Origin of the sequence: Maribacter algae, assembly GCF_047345745.1 — a bacterium.
Lineage (GTDB): Bacteria > Bacteroidota > Bacteroidia > Flavobacteriales > Flavobacteriaceae > Maribacter.
This window is the reverse complement of record NZ_JBLFES010000005.1, coordinates 386,942-407,333: the sequence shown is the minus strand read 5'-3', so window position 1 is coordinate 407,333 and position 20,392 is coordinate 386,942. Positions and strand designations below refer to the sequence as shown.

Below are 20,392 nucleotides of genomic sequence, written 5' to 3'. Positions count from 1 at the left end.
CTTATTCGGGGCCCCTTCACGTTACGTGGGGGGGCCTTTTTTTGTTTGCGTACCGCCCGGGGCGGAAGGCCCGCGCGAACCGGCCGCTACCCTTTCCAGGGGAACAAAAGGAGTGTGGGGAAGGCCGTGATAAATTGTACCATCCATTTTTGATTATTTTCCTACACTATTTGTTTTGTATCAAGTTGATGATAAATTATCTTGTTGGTGGTATATAATTAATTGGTATGGTGCTTACGGAAGAAATTAAAGAATATATAGATAAAAGTGTATTATGCTGGTTGGCAACCGTTTCAGAAGATGGTATGCCCAATGTTTCTCCTAAAGAATGTTTTAACTATTTTGGCTCAGAAAATATTATTGTTGCAAATATAGCATCGCCACAATCTGTAAAAAATATTAAGTCCAACCCTAATATCTGCCTAAGTTTTATTGATATTTTTGAGCAGATGGGTTATCAAATCAAGGGTAAAGCAGAAATTATAGGTAAAAAGAATTCCTTATTCCTAGAAATGGAAAGTGTTCTGACCAAAATGACAGGGGGTAAATATCCTTTTTCTACGATTACCTACATATCACCAGAAAAAGTAAAACCAATAATTGCACCTAAGTATGTTCTTTATCCTGAAACTACGGTCAAGGATCAGATTGAAAGTGCCAAAAAAACCTATGGTATTTAAATTGAATTTTTGAAACATATAGAAAACCCGCATGAATTTCATCTCATTCGGGTTTTCTTGGTATAAAATGGTTGTTGGTTAAACTCTTGGTAAATCTCCTTCTCCTTTTAAAGGTAATGCGGATTCACCCATTAAGTATTTATCAACGTGATGTGCAGCTTGTCTACCCTCGGATATGGCCCAGACAATCAACGATTGACCTCTTCTTTGGTCTCCTGCAACGAAAACACCATCTACATTGGTTTTGTAGTTAGATTCCGATGCTTTGATATTGGTTCTGACATCACTTTCAAGTCCCAATTGTTCCGCAATTGTCATTTCTGAACCTGTAAACCCCATGGCTAGCAATGCCAATTCACATTTCCATTCCTTTTCCGTACCCTCTATTTCTTTTAATACAGGACGTTGTCCCGGTTGTTTTATCCATTCTACCTCAGCGGTAATGAGCCCCTTTAGATTACCGTCTTTATCCCCAATAAATTCCTTTGTGGAAATGCTAAAGAAACGTTCTGCACCTTCCTTATGGGAAGAACTTGTTCTAAGACGCATAGGCCAAAAGGGCCAAGGTTGATTTTCAGGACGATCTGTAGTTGCCATTGGCATAATCTCAAAATTTGAAACGGATTTAGCACCATGCCTTATAGACGTCCCGATACAATCTGAACCCGTGTCTCCACCGCCAATAACAATTACGTTCTTGTCCGTGGCCATGATTTCTTTATCAAATTGCGTTATACCATCAACACGGCGGTTATTTTGAGGAAGAAAGTCCATTGCTTGAACTACTCCGTTAAGGTCGGACCCCTTGATAGGAAGATTTCTTCTTACGGTTGCTCCGCCACACAAAACGATTGCATCAAAATCATTTTTTAATGCTTCGGCTTTAATATCTATACCGACATGGACTCCACATTTAAATTCGATACCTTCTTCTTTAAGTACAGTTAATCTGCGGTCAATGACACTTTTTTCCATCTTAAAATCCGGAATGCCATAGCGCAACAATCCTCCTGGTTTTTCGTCTCGCTCAAATACGGTAACAGCATGGCCTGCTCTGTTCAATTGTTGTGCTGTTGCCAATCCTGCCGGTCCAGAGCCAATTACAGCTACTTTTTTTCCTGTCCTTTTGGTTGGAGGAGTTGCAGTTACCCATCCTTTTTCAAAAGCAGTTTCAACAATATTCTTTTCAATATTTTCAATAGAAACCGGGTTCTCGTTAATCCCCAAAACACATGCTTCTTCACAAGGTGCAGGACATAATCTCCCGGTGAATTCAGGAAAATTATTGGTGGAATGCAAAATTCTGGCTGCTTTTTCCCATTTTCCCCTATATACGGCATCGTTGAAATCAGGAATTAAATTTCCAAGTGGGCAGCCGCTATGACAAAACGGAATACCACAGTCCATACAACGTGCACCCTGCTCCTTGAGTTCTTTTTCCTCCATAGGAACGGTAAACTCCTTATAGTTTTGAACGCGCTGCTCTACGGGTTCATATGATTCTACTTTTCTATCGAATTCCAAAAATCCTGTTATCTTTCCCATGTTTCGATTTTATATTGTTTGTAATTTCTCTTTTTCAAGACGTATGAGTGCCTGCTTATATTCTTCCGGAAGCACTTTGATAAACTGGGGTAAACAAGTTTCCCAATTTTCTAAGATACGCTGCGCTAATGGACTTAAAGTTGAATTGTAATGACTTTCAATAAGTCCTTTCAATTCCTCAATATCGTTATCCTCTTTTACGCTTAAAAGATTTAAACCTTCTCCCTTACATCGCTTTTTAAAGGTTTTTTTCTCATCATAAATATAAGCGATGCCGCCGCTCATACCGGCCCCAAAATTTCTACCAACTTCTCCCAGAATTATGGCAACTCCACCGGTCATGTATTCACAACCGTGATCGCCAATACCTTCAACGACCGCTTTTGCCCCAGAATTCCTTACACAGAAACGTTCGCCCGCTTTACCGTTGATGTAAGCACGGCCTGCGGTAGCGCCGTATAAAGTCACATTACCCGTAATCACATTGTCTTCCGGTACTATGGTAGAACCGTCTGGTACCTTAATGACCAATTTAGCTCCTGAAAGCCCTTTGCCTAAATAATCATTAGTATTTCCGTTTACGATCATGGTAAGTCCACGGGTGGCAAATGCACCAAAACTTTGTCCTGCAGAACCTGTAAAATTCAATTTCAATGTATTTATAGGTAGTCCTTGTGCTCCGTATATTTTTGAAATCTCATTACTGACTATAGCTCCGACTGCCCTGTCGGTATTACAAATTGGAAAATCCAAACTCGCTTTCTCTTTTCGGAACAATGAGGGATTTGCTTTTTCTATAATTTCAAATTCGATTGATTTTTCAACATCATGCTTTTGTATGCTTGTATTATAGAATTTTGTACCCGCCGGAACATCTACCTGATGCAAAATCGGTGTCAAATCAATTCCAGCTGCCTTATAATGGTTTATGGCTTTTTTGCGATCTAGTTTTTGAACTTGACCTACCATTTCATTTACCGTTCTGAAACCAAGTTGCGCCATGATTTCTCTAAGTTCTTGAGCTACGAAATACATGTAGTTGACAACGTGCTCCGGTTTTCCCTTGAATTTTTTGCGCAATTCGGGATTTTGGGTAGCGATTCCTACAGGACAAGTATTCAAGTGACATACCCGCATCATAATACAACCCGAAGCGACCAATGGTGCGGTCGCAAAACCGAATTCCTCTGCTCCCAAAAGACAGGCAACTGCAACATCACGACCCGTTTTTAACTGTCCGTCACATTCCAGGACTATCCTGTTACGAAGATCGTTCATGACCAATGTTTGTTGTGCTTCGGCAATACCCAATTCCCATGGGAGTCCGGCATGTTTTAATGATGTTAGGGGAGATGCTCCCGTACCGCCATCAAAACCGGAAACCAATATCACATCCGCCTTTGCTTTGGCAACACCTGCGGCAACAGTACCCACGCCTACTTCCGAAACCAATTTCACATTGATCCGTGCCTTTCTGTTCGCTGATTTTAAGTCATAGATCAACTGGGATAAATCCTCTATGGAATAAATATCGTGATGGGGCGGTGGCGAAATCAGACCAACATAAGGCGTGGAATTACGCGTTTTTGCAATGGCAGGATTCACCTTGGGTCCGGGTAACTGTCCCCCTTCACCGGGTTTGGCCCCTTGTGCCATTTTAATCTGTATTTCCTTGGCATTGGTCAAATAGTTCGAGGTAACCCCAAACCTTCCTGAAGCAACTTGTTTGATAGCACTGTTCTTCCAGTCACCCGTTGCGTTTTTATAAAAGCGTTCTTCGTCCTCACCACCTTCGCCAGAGTTGCTCTTTCCACCAATGCGGTTCATGGCGATGGCCAAGTTTTCATGGGCTTCCTTACTGATCGAGCCATACGACATTGCACCGGTTTTAAATCGTTTTACAATTTCGGTCCAAGGTTCTACTTCTTCCAATGGAACCGGATCGTAATTGGAAAATTCGAAAAGACCTCTAATGGTCATCAAGTTTTTGGATTGCTCGTTCACCATAGCGGAAAACTCCTTATAACTGCTAGATTCATTACTACGGACCGCTTTTTGAAGTTTGGCTACGGATAAAGGATTGAACATGTGTTTTTCCCCATCTCTCCTCCATCTATACTCACCACCCATTTCCAAATCTAGATTGGCAGCGACTTCTTTTTCCGTAAAAGCTTTTTCGTGTCTTTTGGATATTTCTTTTTCAATCTCATAAAGACCGATTCCTTGAATTCTCGTTGGGGTATTTGGAAAATATTTCTCAACCACTTTTGAATTGATACCGATACATTCAAACAATTGTGAGCCTCTATAGGAATTCAATGTAGAGATTCCGATTTTATTCATCACTTTAAGAATTCCTTTACCCACTGCCTTATTATAATTTTCAATGGCTTCTTGTGTGGTAAACTCCGTAATGTCCTGTTCCTCAATTTGCTCTCCTATAATTTCGTTGACCAAATATGGGTTTATGGCACTTGCGCCAAATCCGAACAATAAGGCAAAATGGTGTACTTCCCTAGGTTCTGCAGATTCTATAATGATGCTCAATTTGGAACGTTTTCCCATTTTCTGAAGACCACTATTCACATATGCACACGCCAATAATGCCGGTATAGGTGCATTTTCCTTGTTTACGTTCCTATCGGAAAGGATTATGATATTAGTGCCTTCATCCACTGCTTTTGAAGCTTGTTGTAGGATAGAGGCCAAAGCATCTTCCAAGCCATTGTGTCCTTTTTGTATGCTATAAAGAATAGGAATAGAGGTTACTTTATAATCCGGACTGGCATCATAGTTTTTTATTTTATCCAAATCCTCTTTTGAAATCACGGGATTTTGGATTTTTAATTTTCTACAGTGAAGCTCTGAGAATTCAAAAATATTTTGGTCACTACCCAATGTAAGACTAATATCCGTTATCAATTCTTCCCGAATACCGTCCAATGGAGGATTTGTTACTTGGGCGAACAACTGTTTAAAGTAGTTGTAAATTAATTGTGGACGCTCCGATAGTACAGCAATAGGAGTGTCAGACCCCATAGAACCAATAGGCTCTTTGGCAGTTTTGCCCATAGGAAGAATAATAGTATTGATATCCTCCAAAGTATAACCGAACACAGACTTTCTTTTCTCTAGAGGAGCCTCTCCCAAAAATAACGGACAATCATTATATGGAATATCCTTTAAGTGCACCAAATTGGAATCCAACCATTTTTTATACGTATGTTTTTTGGCAATATTTTCCTTGATTTCTTCATCGTTTACAATCCTTCCTTCGGCCATATCTACCAAGAACATTTTACCGGGTTCCAAACGACCATGGAATTCTACATTTTCAGGTGCAATTTCTACCACCCCCGTTTCGGAGGACATAACCACGTAATCATCTTTGGTCACGGAATATCTTGATGGACGCAAACCGTTACGGTCTAAAACGGCACCAATATAGTTGCCATCGGTAAAGGGTATCGAGGCAGGCCCGTCCCAAGGTTCCATCATGCAGGAATGGTACTCGTAGAAGGCTTTTTTGGCCGCTGACATTTCATCGTTCTTTTCCCACGCTTCCGGAACTAAGATCATCATGACTTCTGGAAGGGAACGTCCCGTCATCAACAATAGTTCTACTACCATATCCATAGTAGCGGAATCCGATTTGCCTGGCAAAATAACAGGAAGAACGTTTTTTATCTCCTCCCCGAATAAATCGCTCTCCAACAATTCTTCCCTAGAATGCATTCTGGAAACATTGCCCCTAAGGGTGTTAATCTCACCATTATGGCACATATATCTAAAGGGTTGGGCCAAGTCCCAAGTGGGAAAGGTGTTCGTTGAGAAACGCTGGTGTACCAATGCCAACCGGGTAACCACCCGAGAATCCAGTAAATCTGTATAATATAAACTGATGTCATGTGGCATCAGTAATCCTTTGAAAATGATGATTTTTGTAGAAAGGCTAGGTACGTAGAAGAACTGGCTTTCGGATAATTTGGAATTAATGATAGCATGTTCCGTTACTTTTCTAGCGATGAACAATTTCAGGTTAAAATCAAAATAAGATTGTACCCCATTTTCTTTTCCAATGAAAATTTGTTTTACGAAGGGTTCTGTTTCTGCCGCAATCCTACCCGGTATGGATGGATTTACCGGAACGTTTCTCCAACCTAAAAGTTTTAACCCTTGTTTTTTGATATTCTCTTCAAATACTGAAATACAGAAATCCCGTTGGTTTTCCTTTTTTGGAAAAAAAACATTACCTACGGCGTAGTTGCCAGCTTCTGGTAATGTAAAATCACATACATCCTTAAAAAAGTCATGGGGTATATCGATCAGAATACCTGCGCCATCACCTGTTTTACCATCCGAGCTTACGGCACCACGATGTTCTAAGCGATCCAAAATTTCTAAGGCCTTATGAATAATATCGTTAGATTTCTTTCCTTTAAGGCTGCAAATAAATCCTGCTCCACAGTTATCATGTTCAAATTCCGGTAGGTACAACCCTTGTTTTTTCAACTTCATAAATTATCGTATTTATCCAAAAATATCATTTTAATTGAATAATATTCAGTTATTTAAGTATAATGATTAAGAATATTCAACACTTTTAAATTAATGTTAAAAATTGTTGAAATCAATAATTTGAATGGGCGCAAATTATCAGATTAATAAAAATAGGAAGGAAAATAATCTGATAGCGTTGATTTTATAGGGTGATTGCACTAAAAACAATTCTTGGTACATATATGCCCTATGGAATTTAGTGGAGAGAATATCTTAAGATGTTTTAAAAACAATAACACCCCTAGAAATTAGGGGTGTTATTTATGGATTTGATGAACCTAATCAAGAATGCTTCTGGAAATCACAATTTTTTGAATCTCTGAAGTACCTTCATAAATTTGCGTAATTTTTGCATCACGCATCAATCTTTCCACATGATATTCTTTTACAAAGCCGTTCCCACCATGAACTTGTACAGCTTCAACGGTAGTTTCCATGGCTATCTGAGATGCATAAAGTTTGGCCATGGCTCCGGATAAATCATAATCCTTCCCATTGTCCTTGTCCCAAGCAGCTTTATATACCATATGTCTTGCAGCTTCTATCTGTGTATGCATATCGGCCAATTTGAAAGCTATGGCCTGATGATTACAAATTTCCGTTCCGAATGCTTTTCTTTCTTGAGAATATTTTAATGCAAGTTCATATGCACCTGCTGCGATTCCTAAAGCTTGAGCGGCAATACCTATTCTACCTCCTGCCAAAGTTTTCATGGCGAATTTAAACCCAAAGCCGTCCTCACCGATTCTGTTCTCTTTGGGAACTTTTACATCATTGAATATAAGGGAGTGCGTATCACTGCCACGAATTCCCAATTTATTTTCTTTGGGCCCAATTTCAAACCCATCCATATTTTTATCGACGATCAGTGCATTTATACCACGGTGTTTTTTCTCTTTATCCGTTTGCGCAATAACGAAATAGAAATCTGCGGAATTCCCATTGGTGATCCAGTTTTTAGTGCCATTTAGAACATAATGGTCCCCTTTGTCAATAGCTGTGGTTTTTTGGGAAGTAGCATCACTGCCCGCTTCAGGTTCGGATAGGCAAAAAGCACCTATAATTTCGCCCGTTGCGAGTTTTGAAAGGTATTTTTCTTTTTGCGCCTCGGTTCCGAACGTTTCCAATCCCCAGCATACCAAAGAGTTATTTACGGAAACAATCACGGAAGAAGAAGCATCGATTTTGGAAAGTTCCTCCATCACCAAAACATATGAAACAGTGTCCAATCCGCTGCCGCCATATTTGGGGTCTACCATCATGCCCAAAAACCCAAGTTCTCCCATTTTGCGGACTTCTTCTTTAGGAAAAAGCTGTTTTTCATCTCTTTCTATAACCCCTGGGAGCAAATCGTTCTGAGCGAAATCCCTAGCGGCCTGTTGTATCAATTCTTGTTCTTCGGTCAATGAAAAATCCATCGCAATTGCTTAAAAGTTAGTCGAGTAAAGATAAGACGGAATATGTAAAAAACAATGTTGAATAAACTGTAAAGCTTGGTTCACAACATTACGGAATCAAGATATTTAGGGCCTGATTACATTTTGATTATGTTTACCGCAACTATAATGTTAAATCTGCTCAAAATTTGTCGCGATGATGAACAATTGATTCATTTTTGCTATTTTCTTAGGCGAATAATATCCATATGGACCGTTCATTTTTTACAATCTCGATTTTTCAGCATCAGCTCCGGTTTTTCTTTGTATTTCCTTTACTTTTTTATTGCCAAACGGATAGGAAAATCCTATCCTGAAAATCCGTGAAAATCCGGATTCAGAACTGTAATCTACTTCAAACTCATCGCCAAAAGCCTCTCTTGTGAGTGAACCTACGGAGGAATGGATATCAAACGACTCAAAAACGTCCGCCACGGAAAACTGCAGGCTACTTCCGTTTTTAAATTCTTTTTTTAGCCCCATGTTCAAGACACCAAAACCATTGACCTTGCTACTTCCATTAAAATGACGTGAAGTATACCATCCGGATAATTCCAAAGCGAAATTGCCCGGTAGTCGTACGGTCTGACTTCCATTGAAATTAAAATGGACGTAACTATGGGTAATCTGGTCATCGGTATGTAATAATTTGAATTTTCTAACGCCTAAAGTCCCATTAAAATTCATATTCCACCAATGGGTAAAACGGATTGGAATATTAGTCTGAACGTCCACATTTCGCTGAAATGCCAAATTGACCGGAGCAATAACGGCTACATTACTTTGTGCATTTCGGGTAACCTGAAAACGGGCAATAGGGTTGTCCTCATTGGAAGCCAATAACGAAACGCTAAACGATTTGTTGCTGTAGGTAAGGCTAATGTTATCGCTTACCGCAGGAAGTAGTTCCGGATTTCCACTGAACACGGAAGTAGGACTGTTGTAGATGAGAAATGATGCCAAGTCAGCATAGTTAGGCCGTGTAATCCGTTTGTTATACGCAAAATTTAGGGCCGTGGTATCAGAAAGGGTACGAGTTAAAAAAAACGAAGGGAAAAGTTTCCCAAAACTACGGTCCAATTGATCATTGCTAAAATCCTGGTCCCAATACTCATAACGTAGCCCAATTTGTGCTTTCAATTTTTCATTAAATATATAATCGGTAAGCGCGTAGATGGCTCCTATATTTTCCTTGTTTTCAATGGTGCTGATAAAACGGTCATCGGGGACAAAATCATCACCCTGTAAAATTTCTATTCGGGCGTCATTGACCGTTCTGGAGAGCGAGCCTTTTACACCTTCTTCTACAAATAAATTTTCATTAATGGTTTGTTTATAGTCCATCTTTACTACACCGACATTGATATCGGTTTCATTGAACCCTCTATTTCCACGACTGTAAATTTCATTTTCCGGTTGAAACGGGTCTCCGTTTTCATCAAAATAGGAGCTGCTTACCTGATTAGGTCTTTGGTTGTTATAATTGATGTAATCTGCTGTTATCGCAAAAGTGTGCTGTTCGGTTTTCTTTTCAAAATAGGTAGAAGCAGTAAGATTTTTTAAGTTTCCATTTTCATCCAAGCGAATCTGTGCTTCTAAAAATGGGTCGTTCGTAAAATTATAAAGCCCTATGTTTTGAACGGAAATGGTTGACAGTGAATTGTTATAAAGGATATTGGCTCCAATTGAGGATACTTTTGAAAGCTTGTAATCATAAGTGAGGTTTATATTATGGTTTCGGTTTATAGGTCGTCTTCTATTCGTAAAATCAATGGCTGTAGTTCCGTCCAGGGAGGGTATTTCCGTTGTTCCTACTCCCCTGAATCCATCAAAGGAATCATCATAGGAAAACGTATACGAACCGAACAACGTAGCCCGTTCTTTGCCATGATTGAGGGAAAGTCCGGAAGTCTGTTTAGGACCTTTGCCATATCCTGCGCTTACATTTATATTTCCGCGAATACCCAAGGTTTCGTTTTTGACCATAACAATATTGATGATTCCAGCGTTTCCATCTACATCGTATCGTGCTGAGGGATTGGTCAACAATTCTATTTTTTCTACGTTGTCGGCACTCATCCCGTTAAGAATGGTGATTAAATCTGCTGTTGGAATGCGTTGTGCCTTTCCATTGATCATAATGAGTGTTCCGCTTTTTCCGTTCATGGAAAAACTGTTGTTCCGTTGGTCCAAAATCACGCCCGGCGAACGCTCCAATAGTTGCAAAGCAGTACTTCCCTTGGTCAAAATACTCTGTTGTACATTAATGATATTACCTTCTTGGGTGCGCTCTATGAGTTTACGACGCCCTGTGACCTCTACACCTTGTAAAGTGGTTATTTCTTCTTGTAAAATTATTGTTGAAAAGTTCTTCTGAAAATCACTTCCAGAAATCGTAAACGGCTCGGAATCCCAAGTTTTAAAGGATAGTAGATCAATACGTATTTCATACGAACCTTCTTCCGAAAAGTTGATTACAAAGATGCCTTTTTCATTGGTGATAACGCCCGTTTGTAAAACAGAATCAGGTACACTGTGTAACATTACATTAGCATACGGAACAGGGTTGCCGTCTTCATCGACAACCGAACCGGACAACTGGCCGAAAAGAGTTTGCATACTGGTTAAAGAACATATTAAAAAGAGAACGTTTAATTTCATTGCTACGAATTTGAAGGTAAGTAGCAGCTATTAAAACTGTGATAAAAAATAGAATGACAAGAAGGTCGTTTTTCTTTACAAAGTGAAGAAACAGGACGTTCTTGGATTTATAGTGTTCCAAATAGTGCACTAAATGCATTTGGTCAATAAAAACCCACCGCATGTCAATTTGCAAAGAGTTCCGTTTGATAAAGAAAGACTGTCACCGTATCTTGTGATACGTTCCACATCAATTTTGGAAAAATCATGTCCACGAAAAGCTTAGCGCCTATTTTGGCCTTTTTAGAACGTTACAAAATGCATCATGTGCTTTTTTGGGCGGGATATCATTTTGCGTGGTGGACCTTATTTTCAGGGAGTATTGCCGAAGTTTTTCAGTCGATCACTGAGCCACACGGGATTGTCAAATACTTGGGATACGTGGTATACCAAGCTTTAGGGGTATATTTCTGTTTGTATGTGCTTATTCCAAAGTTTCTACAAAAAGGAAAATACCTTGTTTTCTTTCTATCCACCCTTTGTGTAATATTGTTGATGTCGGCAGCCATAACCGCTAACTATTTTATTGCGGCTTCCGTGGCCAATGCCAATGTATACGAACTGTTCCATATTTCACCACCCACACCTTATGCTATTTTCAAGTACAATGCCCTTTCTTCCTGTGTGGCGGCCACTACTTTGGGAATGAGTATAAAATTGACGAAAAACTGGGTAGATTCGCAAAAACAAAGACAGATATTGGAAAAGGAAAAGTTGGAGACCGAGCTAAAATTCCTTAAATCACAATTTAATCCGCACTTTTTGTTCAATACCATCAATTCTATTTTTGTGTTGATACACAAGAATCCGGATATGGCTTCGGAATCGTTGGCCAAATTTTCGGACTTGATGCGTTACCAACTATACGAGTGCAACGAACCGCAGATACCGGTAGAACGTGAGTTGGATTATTTGCGAAATTTTATCGAGTTGGGAAAATTACGTCTGGACGAGACCGTAAAAGTGGATGTTCAGTTGGATACTTCGGGATATTCCAGTAAAGCCATAGCCCCATTTATTTTAATGCCTTTTGTTGAAAACGCCTTTAAGCATGTGTCCCAAGGCAAGGAAGAAGAAAATTGGATGAAGATAGCGTTGAGCTTTTCTGAAACAGCAATCGTTTTTGAAGTGATAAATAGTATCGTATCTGCAGACTATCAAAAATCTGATACATATATTGAAAATAGCGGGATTGGCTTAAAGAATGTAAAACGGCGGTTAGATTTGCTATATCCCGACCGTTATGAACTGGAAATAGAGAAAACGGATGTAGCCTTTCGGGTGCTGCTGCAGCTTCAACTTACCGGTAAAGCAGTCCTGTCCGAGACACTCAAAACACCGATGATATCCTTTCAATCTTGAGAATAGGCACATGATATTAAAATGCGTAACGATAGATGATGAGCCCTTGGCGAGGGAATGTATAGCTAATTATGTCCGGGAAGTAGATTTTTTGGAATTGGTAGGCTCTGGCAACAATCCGTTGGAGTTTTCCAAAATTCAGGAGCAGCATCAGGTAGATTTGCTGTTTTTGGACATTCAGATGCCGCGTATGAACGGCATCGAGTTCTTGAAATCGTCCGTCAACACCCCCATGGTAGTTCTCACTACCGCTTTTCCCAACTACGCGCTTGAAGGTTTCGAGCTGGATGTGCTGGATTATCTATTGAAACCCGTAACCTTTAACCGTTTTTTCAAGGCTGTGAATAAAGTAAGGGAACAATATCTGTTGCTGAACCAAAAAACACAGGAAAAATTAGTTTTGCCCAATGATACCGCTGACTATATTTTTATAAAGTGTGATAATGCCTTTAAAAAGATTGAGTTGGAGAACATTCGTTTTGTCGAAGCAATGCAGAACTATGTGATTTTTCATACTACGGATGGAAAAAAACATGTAACCCTAATGCCCCTCAAAAGTGTGGAAGAAAAATTGAATCCGCAGGCTTTTCTGAAAGTGCACAAGTCGTTCATTGTTTGCATACCCAAGATAGATACTATCGAAAACGGTAAAATAGGAATAGGTGATACATGGATACCCTTGAGTCGTAATTACAGAGATGCGGTCAAGGAAAAAGTATTGAAAAATAAGCTTTGGCAGAAATAGTCCCTGTATTTACATCAAGCTAAAAAGGCTACTCCATCAAAATTTTCTATGTCATAAGATTGATTTCGTTCTAAAAATCGATTCTCAAAATAGCACCGGGTTTTCAATAATTCACTTTATTTCAATGAATAAGGATACGGGCAAAAATTAAATTAATTTAAACCGCTCTCGTAAGTTGAATACGACCACAATTTTAAATATATTTATGGAATTTGAATTTTACATTGAAATTGATAACAAGAAGATTTAGAACTAATCTTTTCATAAAACCAACTGAAAATGGAAACCTTAATCATAATTGTTTTTCTGGCAGGTTATTTGGCCATTACCTTAGAGCACAATCTTAAAATAGACAAGCTGATTCCGGCTTTGGCCATGATGGCGATTCTTTGGGCCATAATTGCCTTGACCCATATGGACGTTTTTGAGGTGAATGCGGAATTACGAGAGTTGGAGCCTACCCATATAGACGAAATTCTATTGCATCATTTGGGTAAAACCGCAGAAATATTGGTATTTCTATTAGGTGCCATGACAATTGTGGAAATTATAGATTATTTTGATGGTTTTGCTACGATCAAAGGATATATAAGGACCAGAAGCAAAAGAAAGTTATTATGGTTGTTTTCAATTTTGGCCTTTATTCTTTCGGCAATCATAGATAACCTCACCGCTACGATCGTTTTGATTACGATACTTCAAAAAGTTATCAATGATCGCAATACCAGGCTTTGGTTTGCCGGTATGATCATTATATCTGCAAATGCAGGTGGTGCATGGTCTCCGATAGGTGACGTTACGACTACGATGCTTTGGATAGCGGATAAGGTATCCGCAGGACAGTTGGTTATTCATGTACTTATACCTTCCATAGTGTGTATGGTCGTCCCTACCTTGATAGCAGGAAGGTTTAAAGCTTTTCAGGGTTTAATTGACGGTGAGCTCGATGAGGAGGCCCCAAAGTCAAAATATGGTTCTACCATGCTTTATTTGGGCTTGGGCGCTATAGTTTTTGTCCCTTTTTTCAAAACGATAACCCATCTTCCCCCATATGTGGGTATGATGTTGTCCTTGGCCGTTGTAGCTACTTTTGCAGAAATTTATAGTAACAAAAAATTCAATATTTCCAATGTAGGGGATGGTGAGCACAGTTCGGAAGGCCATCACAGTCCTGTTCACTCTTCTCTTTCCAAGATTGAATTGCCCAGTATTCTCTTCTTTTTGGGCATCTTGTTGGCGGTTGCCGCTTTGGAATCCTTGGGGATGCTGTTCCATTATGCCGAAAGTTTGAACGAAGCCATACCGAATACGGACATTGTAGTAATGCTCTTTGGGGTAGGTTCGGCAGTAATAGACAATGTACCTTTGGTAGCGGCCAGTATGGGAATGTTCGGAGAGCCGTTGGATAGTCCTTTATGGCACTTTATAGCATACTCCGCTGGAACGGGAGGTAGTATGCTTATTATCGGTTCGGCAGCAGGAGTTGTGGCTATGGGAATGGAAAAGATAGATTTCTTCTGGTATCTCAAAAAAATTGCTTGGTTGGCTCTTGTCGGTTTCGTATGTGGTGCCGTAGCCTTTATTTTATTAAGAGATTTTGTCCTTCACGGATAATTTAATCGATAAAATACCGTTATTAAGGCAAATTTGATAATCAAAGAATACTATGTTATTATTTCAAGATTTGGCCCAAGATCCGGAAACGGGAGAATTACTGTCCGAGGAGAAGACCTTATCCGTAATGGATTTAATTTTCAATGGCGGTACAGGAAGCGTGGTCATTATCACGGTACTTTTTTTAATGTTGGGCGTAGCGCTTTATATCTACTTTGAGCGTTTATTGGCTGTAAATGCGGCTTCCAAAATCGATAAGAACTTCATGAATCAGATTCGTGACCACGTAACTACGGGCAAGCTGGAAGCGGCCAAGATTTTGTGTGCGTCCACAGATTCCCCTGTGGCAAGATTAACGGAGAAGGGCATTTCCAGAATAGGAAAGCCGTTGGACGATATCAATACCGCAATTGAGAATGCGGGCACTTTGGAAGTGTATAAACTTGAAAAAAACGTAAGTGTTTTGGCAACTGTGGCAGGTGCGGCCCCAATGATCGGTTTCTTGGGAACCGTAATTGGTATGATTTTAGCTTTTCATGAAATGGCAAGTAGTGGAGGTCAAGCCGAAATGGGTTCATTGGCATCAGGTATTTATACGGCCATGACAACAACCGTAGCGGGTCTGATTGTTGGGATTATTGCCTATATGGGTTATAACCATTTGGTAAACCGTACGGATAAGGTAGTCCATAAAATGGAAGCCAATGCGGTAGAGTTTCTAGATCTTTTGAACGAACCGCTTTAATTCTTTGCTATGAAATTAAAAGGAAGGAATAAAGTGAGTCCGGACTTTAGTATGTCCTCTATGACGGATATCGTTTTTTTGTTATTGATATTCTTCATGTTAACGGCAAACTCACCAAATGCGCTGGATTTGTTGTTACCTAAGGCCAAAGGAAAATCCACCAATACACAGAACGTATCCGTAAGTATCGATAAGAACTTACAGTATTTTGTGAACAATCAGAGAATCAACGGAGAATACATTGAAATTGAATTAAAAAAAGCACTGGAAGGTCAAGAAAAACCTACTATTATTCTGAGGGCGGAAGAGAGCGTTGCTATCAAAGAAGCAGTAAACGTAATGGATATCGCCAACAGAAATAATTATAAGGTTATTTTGGCCGTGCGGCCTAACTAATGGCATTTTTAGATACGAGACACAAGAAAAAATCATTTACACTTACCACGCTGTTGTTAAGTGTTTTGTTGTTGGTATTATTTTACATAGGACTTACTTATATGGACCCGCCTATTGAAAATGGAATTTCCATAAATTTTGGAACTACGGACTTTGGGAGTGGTCGTATACAACCTAAAGAGAAAATAAAGTCCGAACCGTTGGATACACCTCCGGTGGAACCTGTTAAACAAGAGCAAATTCAGGAAGAAGTCGTTGAAGAAGAAGTAATCGAGGAAGTTCCTGAAAAACCTACCCCCAAAGAAGCCCCTGCTGAAAAGCTATTGACACAGGAAAATGAAGAGGCCATAAAACTGAAAAAATCGGAAGAAGCCAAGAAAAAAGCTGAGGATGCCGCAAAAGCGGAACAGAAAAGAAAAGAGGACGCCATTAGAGCCGAAAAAGCCAAAGCGGCCAAAATTGCGCAAGAAAAGAGAGCGGCCGAAGAAAAAGCGAGAAAGGAACAGGAAGCAAAAAAGAGAAAATTGGACGAGCTGATGGGCGGTCTCAATAAGTCCGATGGAACCGCTTCCGGGAGTGAAGGTGATGACGATAGGGCTGGTGACAAAGGAAGTCCGGAGGGAGACCCTTATGCCACAAGCTATTACGGAAGCCCCGGTTCTGGAGATGGTACAGGGGGTTACGGATTAAACGGACGCTCTTTGGTCAATAAAGGCAAAGTGGCCCAAGAATGCAACGAGTCCGGAAGGGTAGTCGTAAAAATTGTGGTAGATCGAAATGGAAAAGTAATAAGTGCTACTCCTGGAGTTCGCGGAACTACGAATACCAGTCCTTGTCTTTTAGAACCTGCCAAAAAAACGGCGTTTATGCATAAATGGAATTTGGATACCAATGCGCCGAGCCAGCAAGTCGGTTTTGTAGTAGTGAACTTTAAATTGGGAGAGTGACCTACGCGCAGACGCTAGATTGGATGTTTGCACAACTTCCGATGTATCAACAAAAGGGGAAAACTGCTTTTAACGGAAAGTTGAATGGCATTAAGGGTTTGACCCAACATTTAGGGAATCCCCACAAAAATTTCAAAAGTATACATGTGGCAGGAACCAACGGAAAGGGTTCCAGTAGCCATATGTTGGCTTCCATTCTTCAAGAAGCAGGCTATTGTGTTGGATTGTACACTTCTCCGCATTTGAAGGATTTTAGAGAGCGTATACGTCTCAATGGTAAACCGGTATCAAAAAAGTTTGTAATCGATTTTATTGCCGATAATAAATTATTCTTTGAGCAAAATAAGCTTTCCTTTTTTGAGATGACAGTAGGGATGGCTTTTTCCTTTTTTGAGGAAAAAAAAGTGGATATTGCTGTAATTGAAGTCGGTCTTGGAGGGCGTTTGGACTCTACGAATATTATTGTTCCAGAGGTTTCGCTGATTACCAATATCGGTATGGACCATATGGATATGTTGGGAGATACCTTGGAAAAAATCGCTTTTGAAAAAGCTGGGATAATTAAAGAAAACACACCCGTAGTCGTAAGCGAGTTTCAGTCTGAAATCGCTTCGGTTTTTAAGGAAGTTTCGGATGCTAAAAACGCCAAACTTATTTTTGCCGATAAAAAGGAACATCCACAATACGAAACTTCTTTGCTTGGAAATTATCAGCAGAAAAATATCAGAGGTGTAATTGAAACATTAAAGCTGTTAAAAAGGTTTCAAATCAATAAAGACCACATTACAAATGGACTTCAGAAAGTCCAAGAAAATACAGGGATTTTGGGACGGTGGCAAATATTAGGACATGACCCCAAAATTATATGTGATACAGCACACAATAAAGAGGGCCTTTCTTTGGTCTTAGATCAACTGGATACTGAGATTTTTGAGGTATTACACCTAGTGCTGGGGTTTGTAAAAGACAAGGATTTATCCAATATATTGCCTCTTTTACCTAAAAAAGCTGAATACTATTTCTGCAAACCTTCAATTCCCAGGGGTTTGGATGCTAATCTACTTGCGCAACAAGCAGAGAATCATACTCTAAAGAGTAGTATATACGATAGCGTAAAGGCTGCCTTGGCTGCAGCAAAAGAAAAAGCCCACAAAGATGATCTAATATTTGTTGGCGGCAGTAATTTTACCGTTGCGGAAGTCCTTTAAATTTTATCATTTTTTCTTTTGGAGTATACAAAACTATTCTATATTTGCACCCCGTTTAGGGCTCTTAGCTCAGTTGGTTCAGAGCATCCCGATTTATCGGGAAGGTCATTTAAATAACGCTCTTGGCTTTTTAGGTTTAGAGCATCCCGACTGTCGGGAGGGTCACTTTTGAATAGGGCGATTAGCTCAGTTGGTTCAGAGCACCTGCCTTACAAGCAGGGGGTCACTGGTTCGAATCCAGTATCGCCCACTTAAATCGGAAACCGCCTACCATGGCGGTTTTTTCGTTATGTGTTATTTCTACATTATTTATTCGAAGGATATCGATTCCTATTACACGGGCCATAGTTGTGAGGACCTGGTCGAGAGGATCCGCAAGCATAATTCAAATCACAGAGGCTATACCGGGAAAGCAGACGATTGGATTTTGCTGTTTTCGGAACGGTACGGCGATAAAAGTGCTGCCTACGCCCGTGAGCGGGAGGTGAAATCCTGGAAGAGCAGAAAGAGGATCGAACATTTGATATTTGGCTCGGATTAGCGGAAAGAGCATCCCGACCTGTCGGGAGGGTCACTGGTTCGAATCCAGTATCGCCCACTTAAATCGGAAACCGCCTACCACGGCGGTTTTTTTCGTTATGTGTTATTTCTACGCTATTTATTCGAAGGATATCGATTCCTATTACATGGGCCTTAGCTGTTCACTTCGAAATAAAAATAGCCGGTAGGGTTCAATAATTCTAATCCATGAGGATTCACATCAGAAAAGCTTCACAACAATATGACGCTTTCTGTATTTCTATCTCTATAAAACATATATTAATTTGATATTTCCGAATCAGTCAACCTAAGCTTCTTTTGAGGAAAAGAATAGGAATAGGGATGTTTAATTTTAACATAACAACTAAAAATATAGAGAATGCCTATCATTGGAAGTCTTATAAAAGGAATTATTGAGGTAACGGACAAGATTACTAAAACTGAAGACCCGATTGCCGAACAGGAGGAAGTTCTAAAATCCTTATTGGAAAAAGCTTCGGATACGGAATTTGGGAAAGCATATGATTTTAAATCGATTTTAGCATCGGGCAATCCACGACAACGTTATTCCGATAAAGTTCCTTATTTCGATTATAATAAAATCAACAAAGAATGGTGGAAAAGACTGCAAGAAGGGGAAGAGGATATTACGTGGCCCGGAAATCCAAATTATTTTGCGCTTAGCTCAGGGACTACAGGTAAAACCAGCAAAAGAATACCCGTAACCGATGATATGATCAATGCTATAAAACAGGCAGGTATCAAGCAAGTATTGGCATTGAGCAATTTTGACCTCCCTACGGACTTTTTTGAAAAAGGCATTCTAATGTTGGGGAGTTCTACGGATTTAATTGAAAACAATGACCATTTAGAAGGAGAAATCAGTGGTATAAGCGCCAGTAACATACCTTCTTGGTTCAGGGGATATTACAAACCTGGAAAAGAGATTGCAGAAATAGACGATTGGGATGAACGGGTCAAAAAAATTGTGGAAGAGGCTCCTAACTGGGACATTGGTGCACTGAGCGGAATACCGTCTTGGATAGAATTGATGCTAAAGGAGGTAATTAAAGGACATAATTTGAGTCATATTCATGAAATTTGGCCGAATTTGGAAGTATATACTTCTGGTGGAGTTGCTTTTGGACCTTATGAAAAAAGCTTCAATGCCCTTATGGGTAGGCCAATTACGGTTATAGATACTTATTTGGCATCCGAAGGTTTTATCGCTTTTCAAAGCAGACCGGAAACAGATGCCATGAAATTAGTGACCGATAACGGAATTTATTTTGAATTCGTTCCTTTTCATCCGGATTATATCAATCAAGATGGGTCATTGTCCCAAGATGCTCCGTCATTATCTATTTCCGAGGTACAAGAAAATGAGGATTACGTATTGATTATCAGTACTGTATCCGGCGCTTGGCGTTATATGATTGGGGATACAATTGAGTTTACGGATATTGAAAGAGCGGAGATACGGATTACTGGCCGTACAAAATTCTTTTTGAATACGGTTGGTTCTCAACTCTCGGTCAATAAAATGGATGATGCATTGCGACATTTAGAAGAAAAGTTCAATGCTAGAATATCCGAATACACGTTATGTGCAAAAAAGTACGATGATGGATTTTATCATACCTGGTATCTTGGATCGGATGCCAATATTCCAAATTCGGAGGTCGTACATGAATTGGATAATTTTTTAAAAGAGGCAAATAAAAATTATAAAGTAGCGCGTTCCAAAGCCTTAAAAGGAGTGAAAGTAAAAATGATAGACCCAGAAATTTTTTACGGTTGGAGCGATGAAAACAAAAAGAAAGGCGGGCAAGTAAAAATGGAGCGGGTCATGGGCGAAGAAAAATTTGAGGAATGGGAGCAGTTTGTAAATAGTCAGACCCTATCTTAAGCATT

At 39.8% G+C, this 20,392-nt stretch carries 14 protein-coding genes and 1 tRNA gene; 11 read left to right on the top strand and 4 right to left on the bottom strand.

The window, feature by feature from the left end; all coding sequences use genetic code 11:
• Positions 1–227: 227 nt before the first annotated feature.
• Positions 228–680 (top strand): pyridoxamine 5'-phosphate oxidase family protein, encoded by a 453-nt coding sequence (locus ACKWBX_RS18385; protein ID WP_413970183.1) that lies wholly within the window; start codon positions 228–230, stop codon positions 678–680.
• Between the two features lie 78 nt (positions 681–758).
• Here ACKWBX_RS18385 and ACKWBX_RS18380 read toward each other — a convergent pair whose 3' ends face one another.
• The 4 genes from ACKWBX_RS18380 to ACKWBX_RS18365 form a co-directional block, all read right to left on the bottom strand.
• Entirely contained in the window at positions 759–2,225 is a 1,467-nt protein-coding gene (locus ACKWBX_RS18380) for a glutamate synthase subunit beta (protein WP_413970182.1), read from the bottom strand.
• Between the two features lie 9 nt (positions 2,226–2,234).
• Positions 2,235–6,743, bottom strand: coding sequence for a glutamate synthase large subunit (gltB, locus tag ACKWBX_RS18375; RefSeq protein ID WP_413970181.1), 4,509 nt, complete (start codon positions 6,741–6,743; stop codon positions 2,235–2,237).
• Positions 6,744–7,063: 320 nt separating this feature from the next.
• A complete protein-coding gene (locus ACKWBX_RS18370) occupies positions 7,064–8,203 on the bottom strand; it encodes an acyl-CoA dehydrogenase (RefSeq protein WP_413970180.1) in 1,140 nt (379 codons plus the stop codon).
• Positions 8,204–8,446: 243 nt separating this feature from the next.
• Positions 8,447–10,840 (bottom strand): outer membrane beta-barrel protein, encoded by a 2,394-nt coding sequence (locus ACKWBX_RS18365; RefSeq protein ID WP_413970179.1) that lies wholly within the window; start codon positions 10,838–10,840, stop codon positions 8,447–8,449.
• A 288-nt stretch (positions 10,841–11,128) separates the two neighbouring features.
• Between ACKWBX_RS18365 and ACKWBX_RS18360 the strand changes: the two genes are divergently transcribed.
• The 10 genes from ACKWBX_RS18360 to ACKWBX_RS18315 all read left to right on the top strand — a co-directional run bounded on the left by ACKWBX_RS18360 (position 11,129) and on the right by ACKWBX_RS18315 (position 20,387).
• Positions 11,129–12,283 (top strand): sensor histidine kinase, encoded by a 1,155-nt coding sequence (locus ACKWBX_RS18360; protein ID WP_413970178.1) that lies wholly within the window; start codon positions 11,129–11,131, stop codon positions 12,281–12,283.
• A gap of 10 nt (positions 12,284–12,293) precedes the next feature.
• Positions 12,294–13,028 carry a LytR/AlgR family response regulator transcription factor gene (locus tag ACKWBX_RS18355; protein WP_413970177.1) on the top strand — a complete coding sequence of 245 codons (735 nt, stop codon included), beginning with the start codon at positions 12,294–12,296 and terminating at the stop codon, positions 13,026–13,028.
• A 279-nt stretch (positions 13,029–13,307) separates the two neighbouring features.
• On the top strand, positions 13,308–14,642 hold the full coding sequence (gene nhaD / locus ACKWBX_RS18350) for a sodium:proton antiporter NhaD (protein ID WP_413970176.1): 1,335 nt from the start codon (positions 13,308–13,310) through the stop codon (positions 14,640–14,642).
• Positions 14,643–14,694: 52 nt separating this feature from the next.
• Complete coding sequence (locus tag ACKWBX_RS18345) at positions 14,695–15,387, top strand: MotA/TolQ/ExbB proton channel family protein (protein ID WP_413970175.1); 693 nt, start codon at positions 14,695–14,697, stop codon at positions 15,385–15,387.
• 9 nt (positions 15,388–15,396) lie between these two features.
• Complete coding sequence (locus tag ACKWBX_RS18340; protein WP_094997637.1) at positions 15,397–15,783, top strand: ExbD/TolR family protein; 387 nt, start codon at positions 15,397–15,399, stop codon at positions 15,781–15,783.
• Complete coding sequence (locus tag ACKWBX_RS18335; protein ID WP_413970174.1) at positions 15,783–16,730, top strand: energy transducer TonB; 948 nt, start codon at positions 15,783–15,785, stop codon at positions 16,728–16,730. The genes ACKWBX_RS18340 and ACKWBX_RS18335 overlap by 1 nt, the downstream gene beginning before the upstream one ends.
• Positions 16,727–17,938 carry a bifunctional folylpolyglutamate synthase/dihydrofolate synthase gene (locus ACKWBX_RS18330; RefSeq protein WP_413970173.1) on the top strand — a complete coding sequence of 404 codons (1,212 nt, stop codon included), beginning with the start codon at positions 16,727–16,729 and terminating at the stop codon, positions 17,936–17,938. Before ACKWBX_RS18335 ends, ACKWBX_RS18330 begins: the two co-directional genes overlap by 4 nt.
• Positions 17,939–18,113: 175 nt before the next feature.
• A tRNA-Val gene (locus tag ACKWBX_RS18325) sits at positions 18,114–18,188 on the top strand.
• A gap of 39 nt (positions 18,189–18,227) precedes the next feature.
• Positions 18,228–18,479, top strand: a complete 252-nt coding sequence (locus ACKWBX_RS18320) for a GIY-YIG nuclease family protein (RefSeq protein WP_413970172.1) — start codon at positions 18,228–18,230, stop codon at positions 18,477–18,479.
• A gap of 378 nt (positions 18,480–18,857) precedes the next feature.
• Entirely contained in the window at positions 18,858–20,387 is a 1,530-nt protein-coding gene (locus ACKWBX_RS18315; protein WP_413970171.1) for a GH3 family acyl-acid amido synthetase, read from the top strand.
• Positions 20,388–20,392 lie beyond the last annotated feature (5 nt).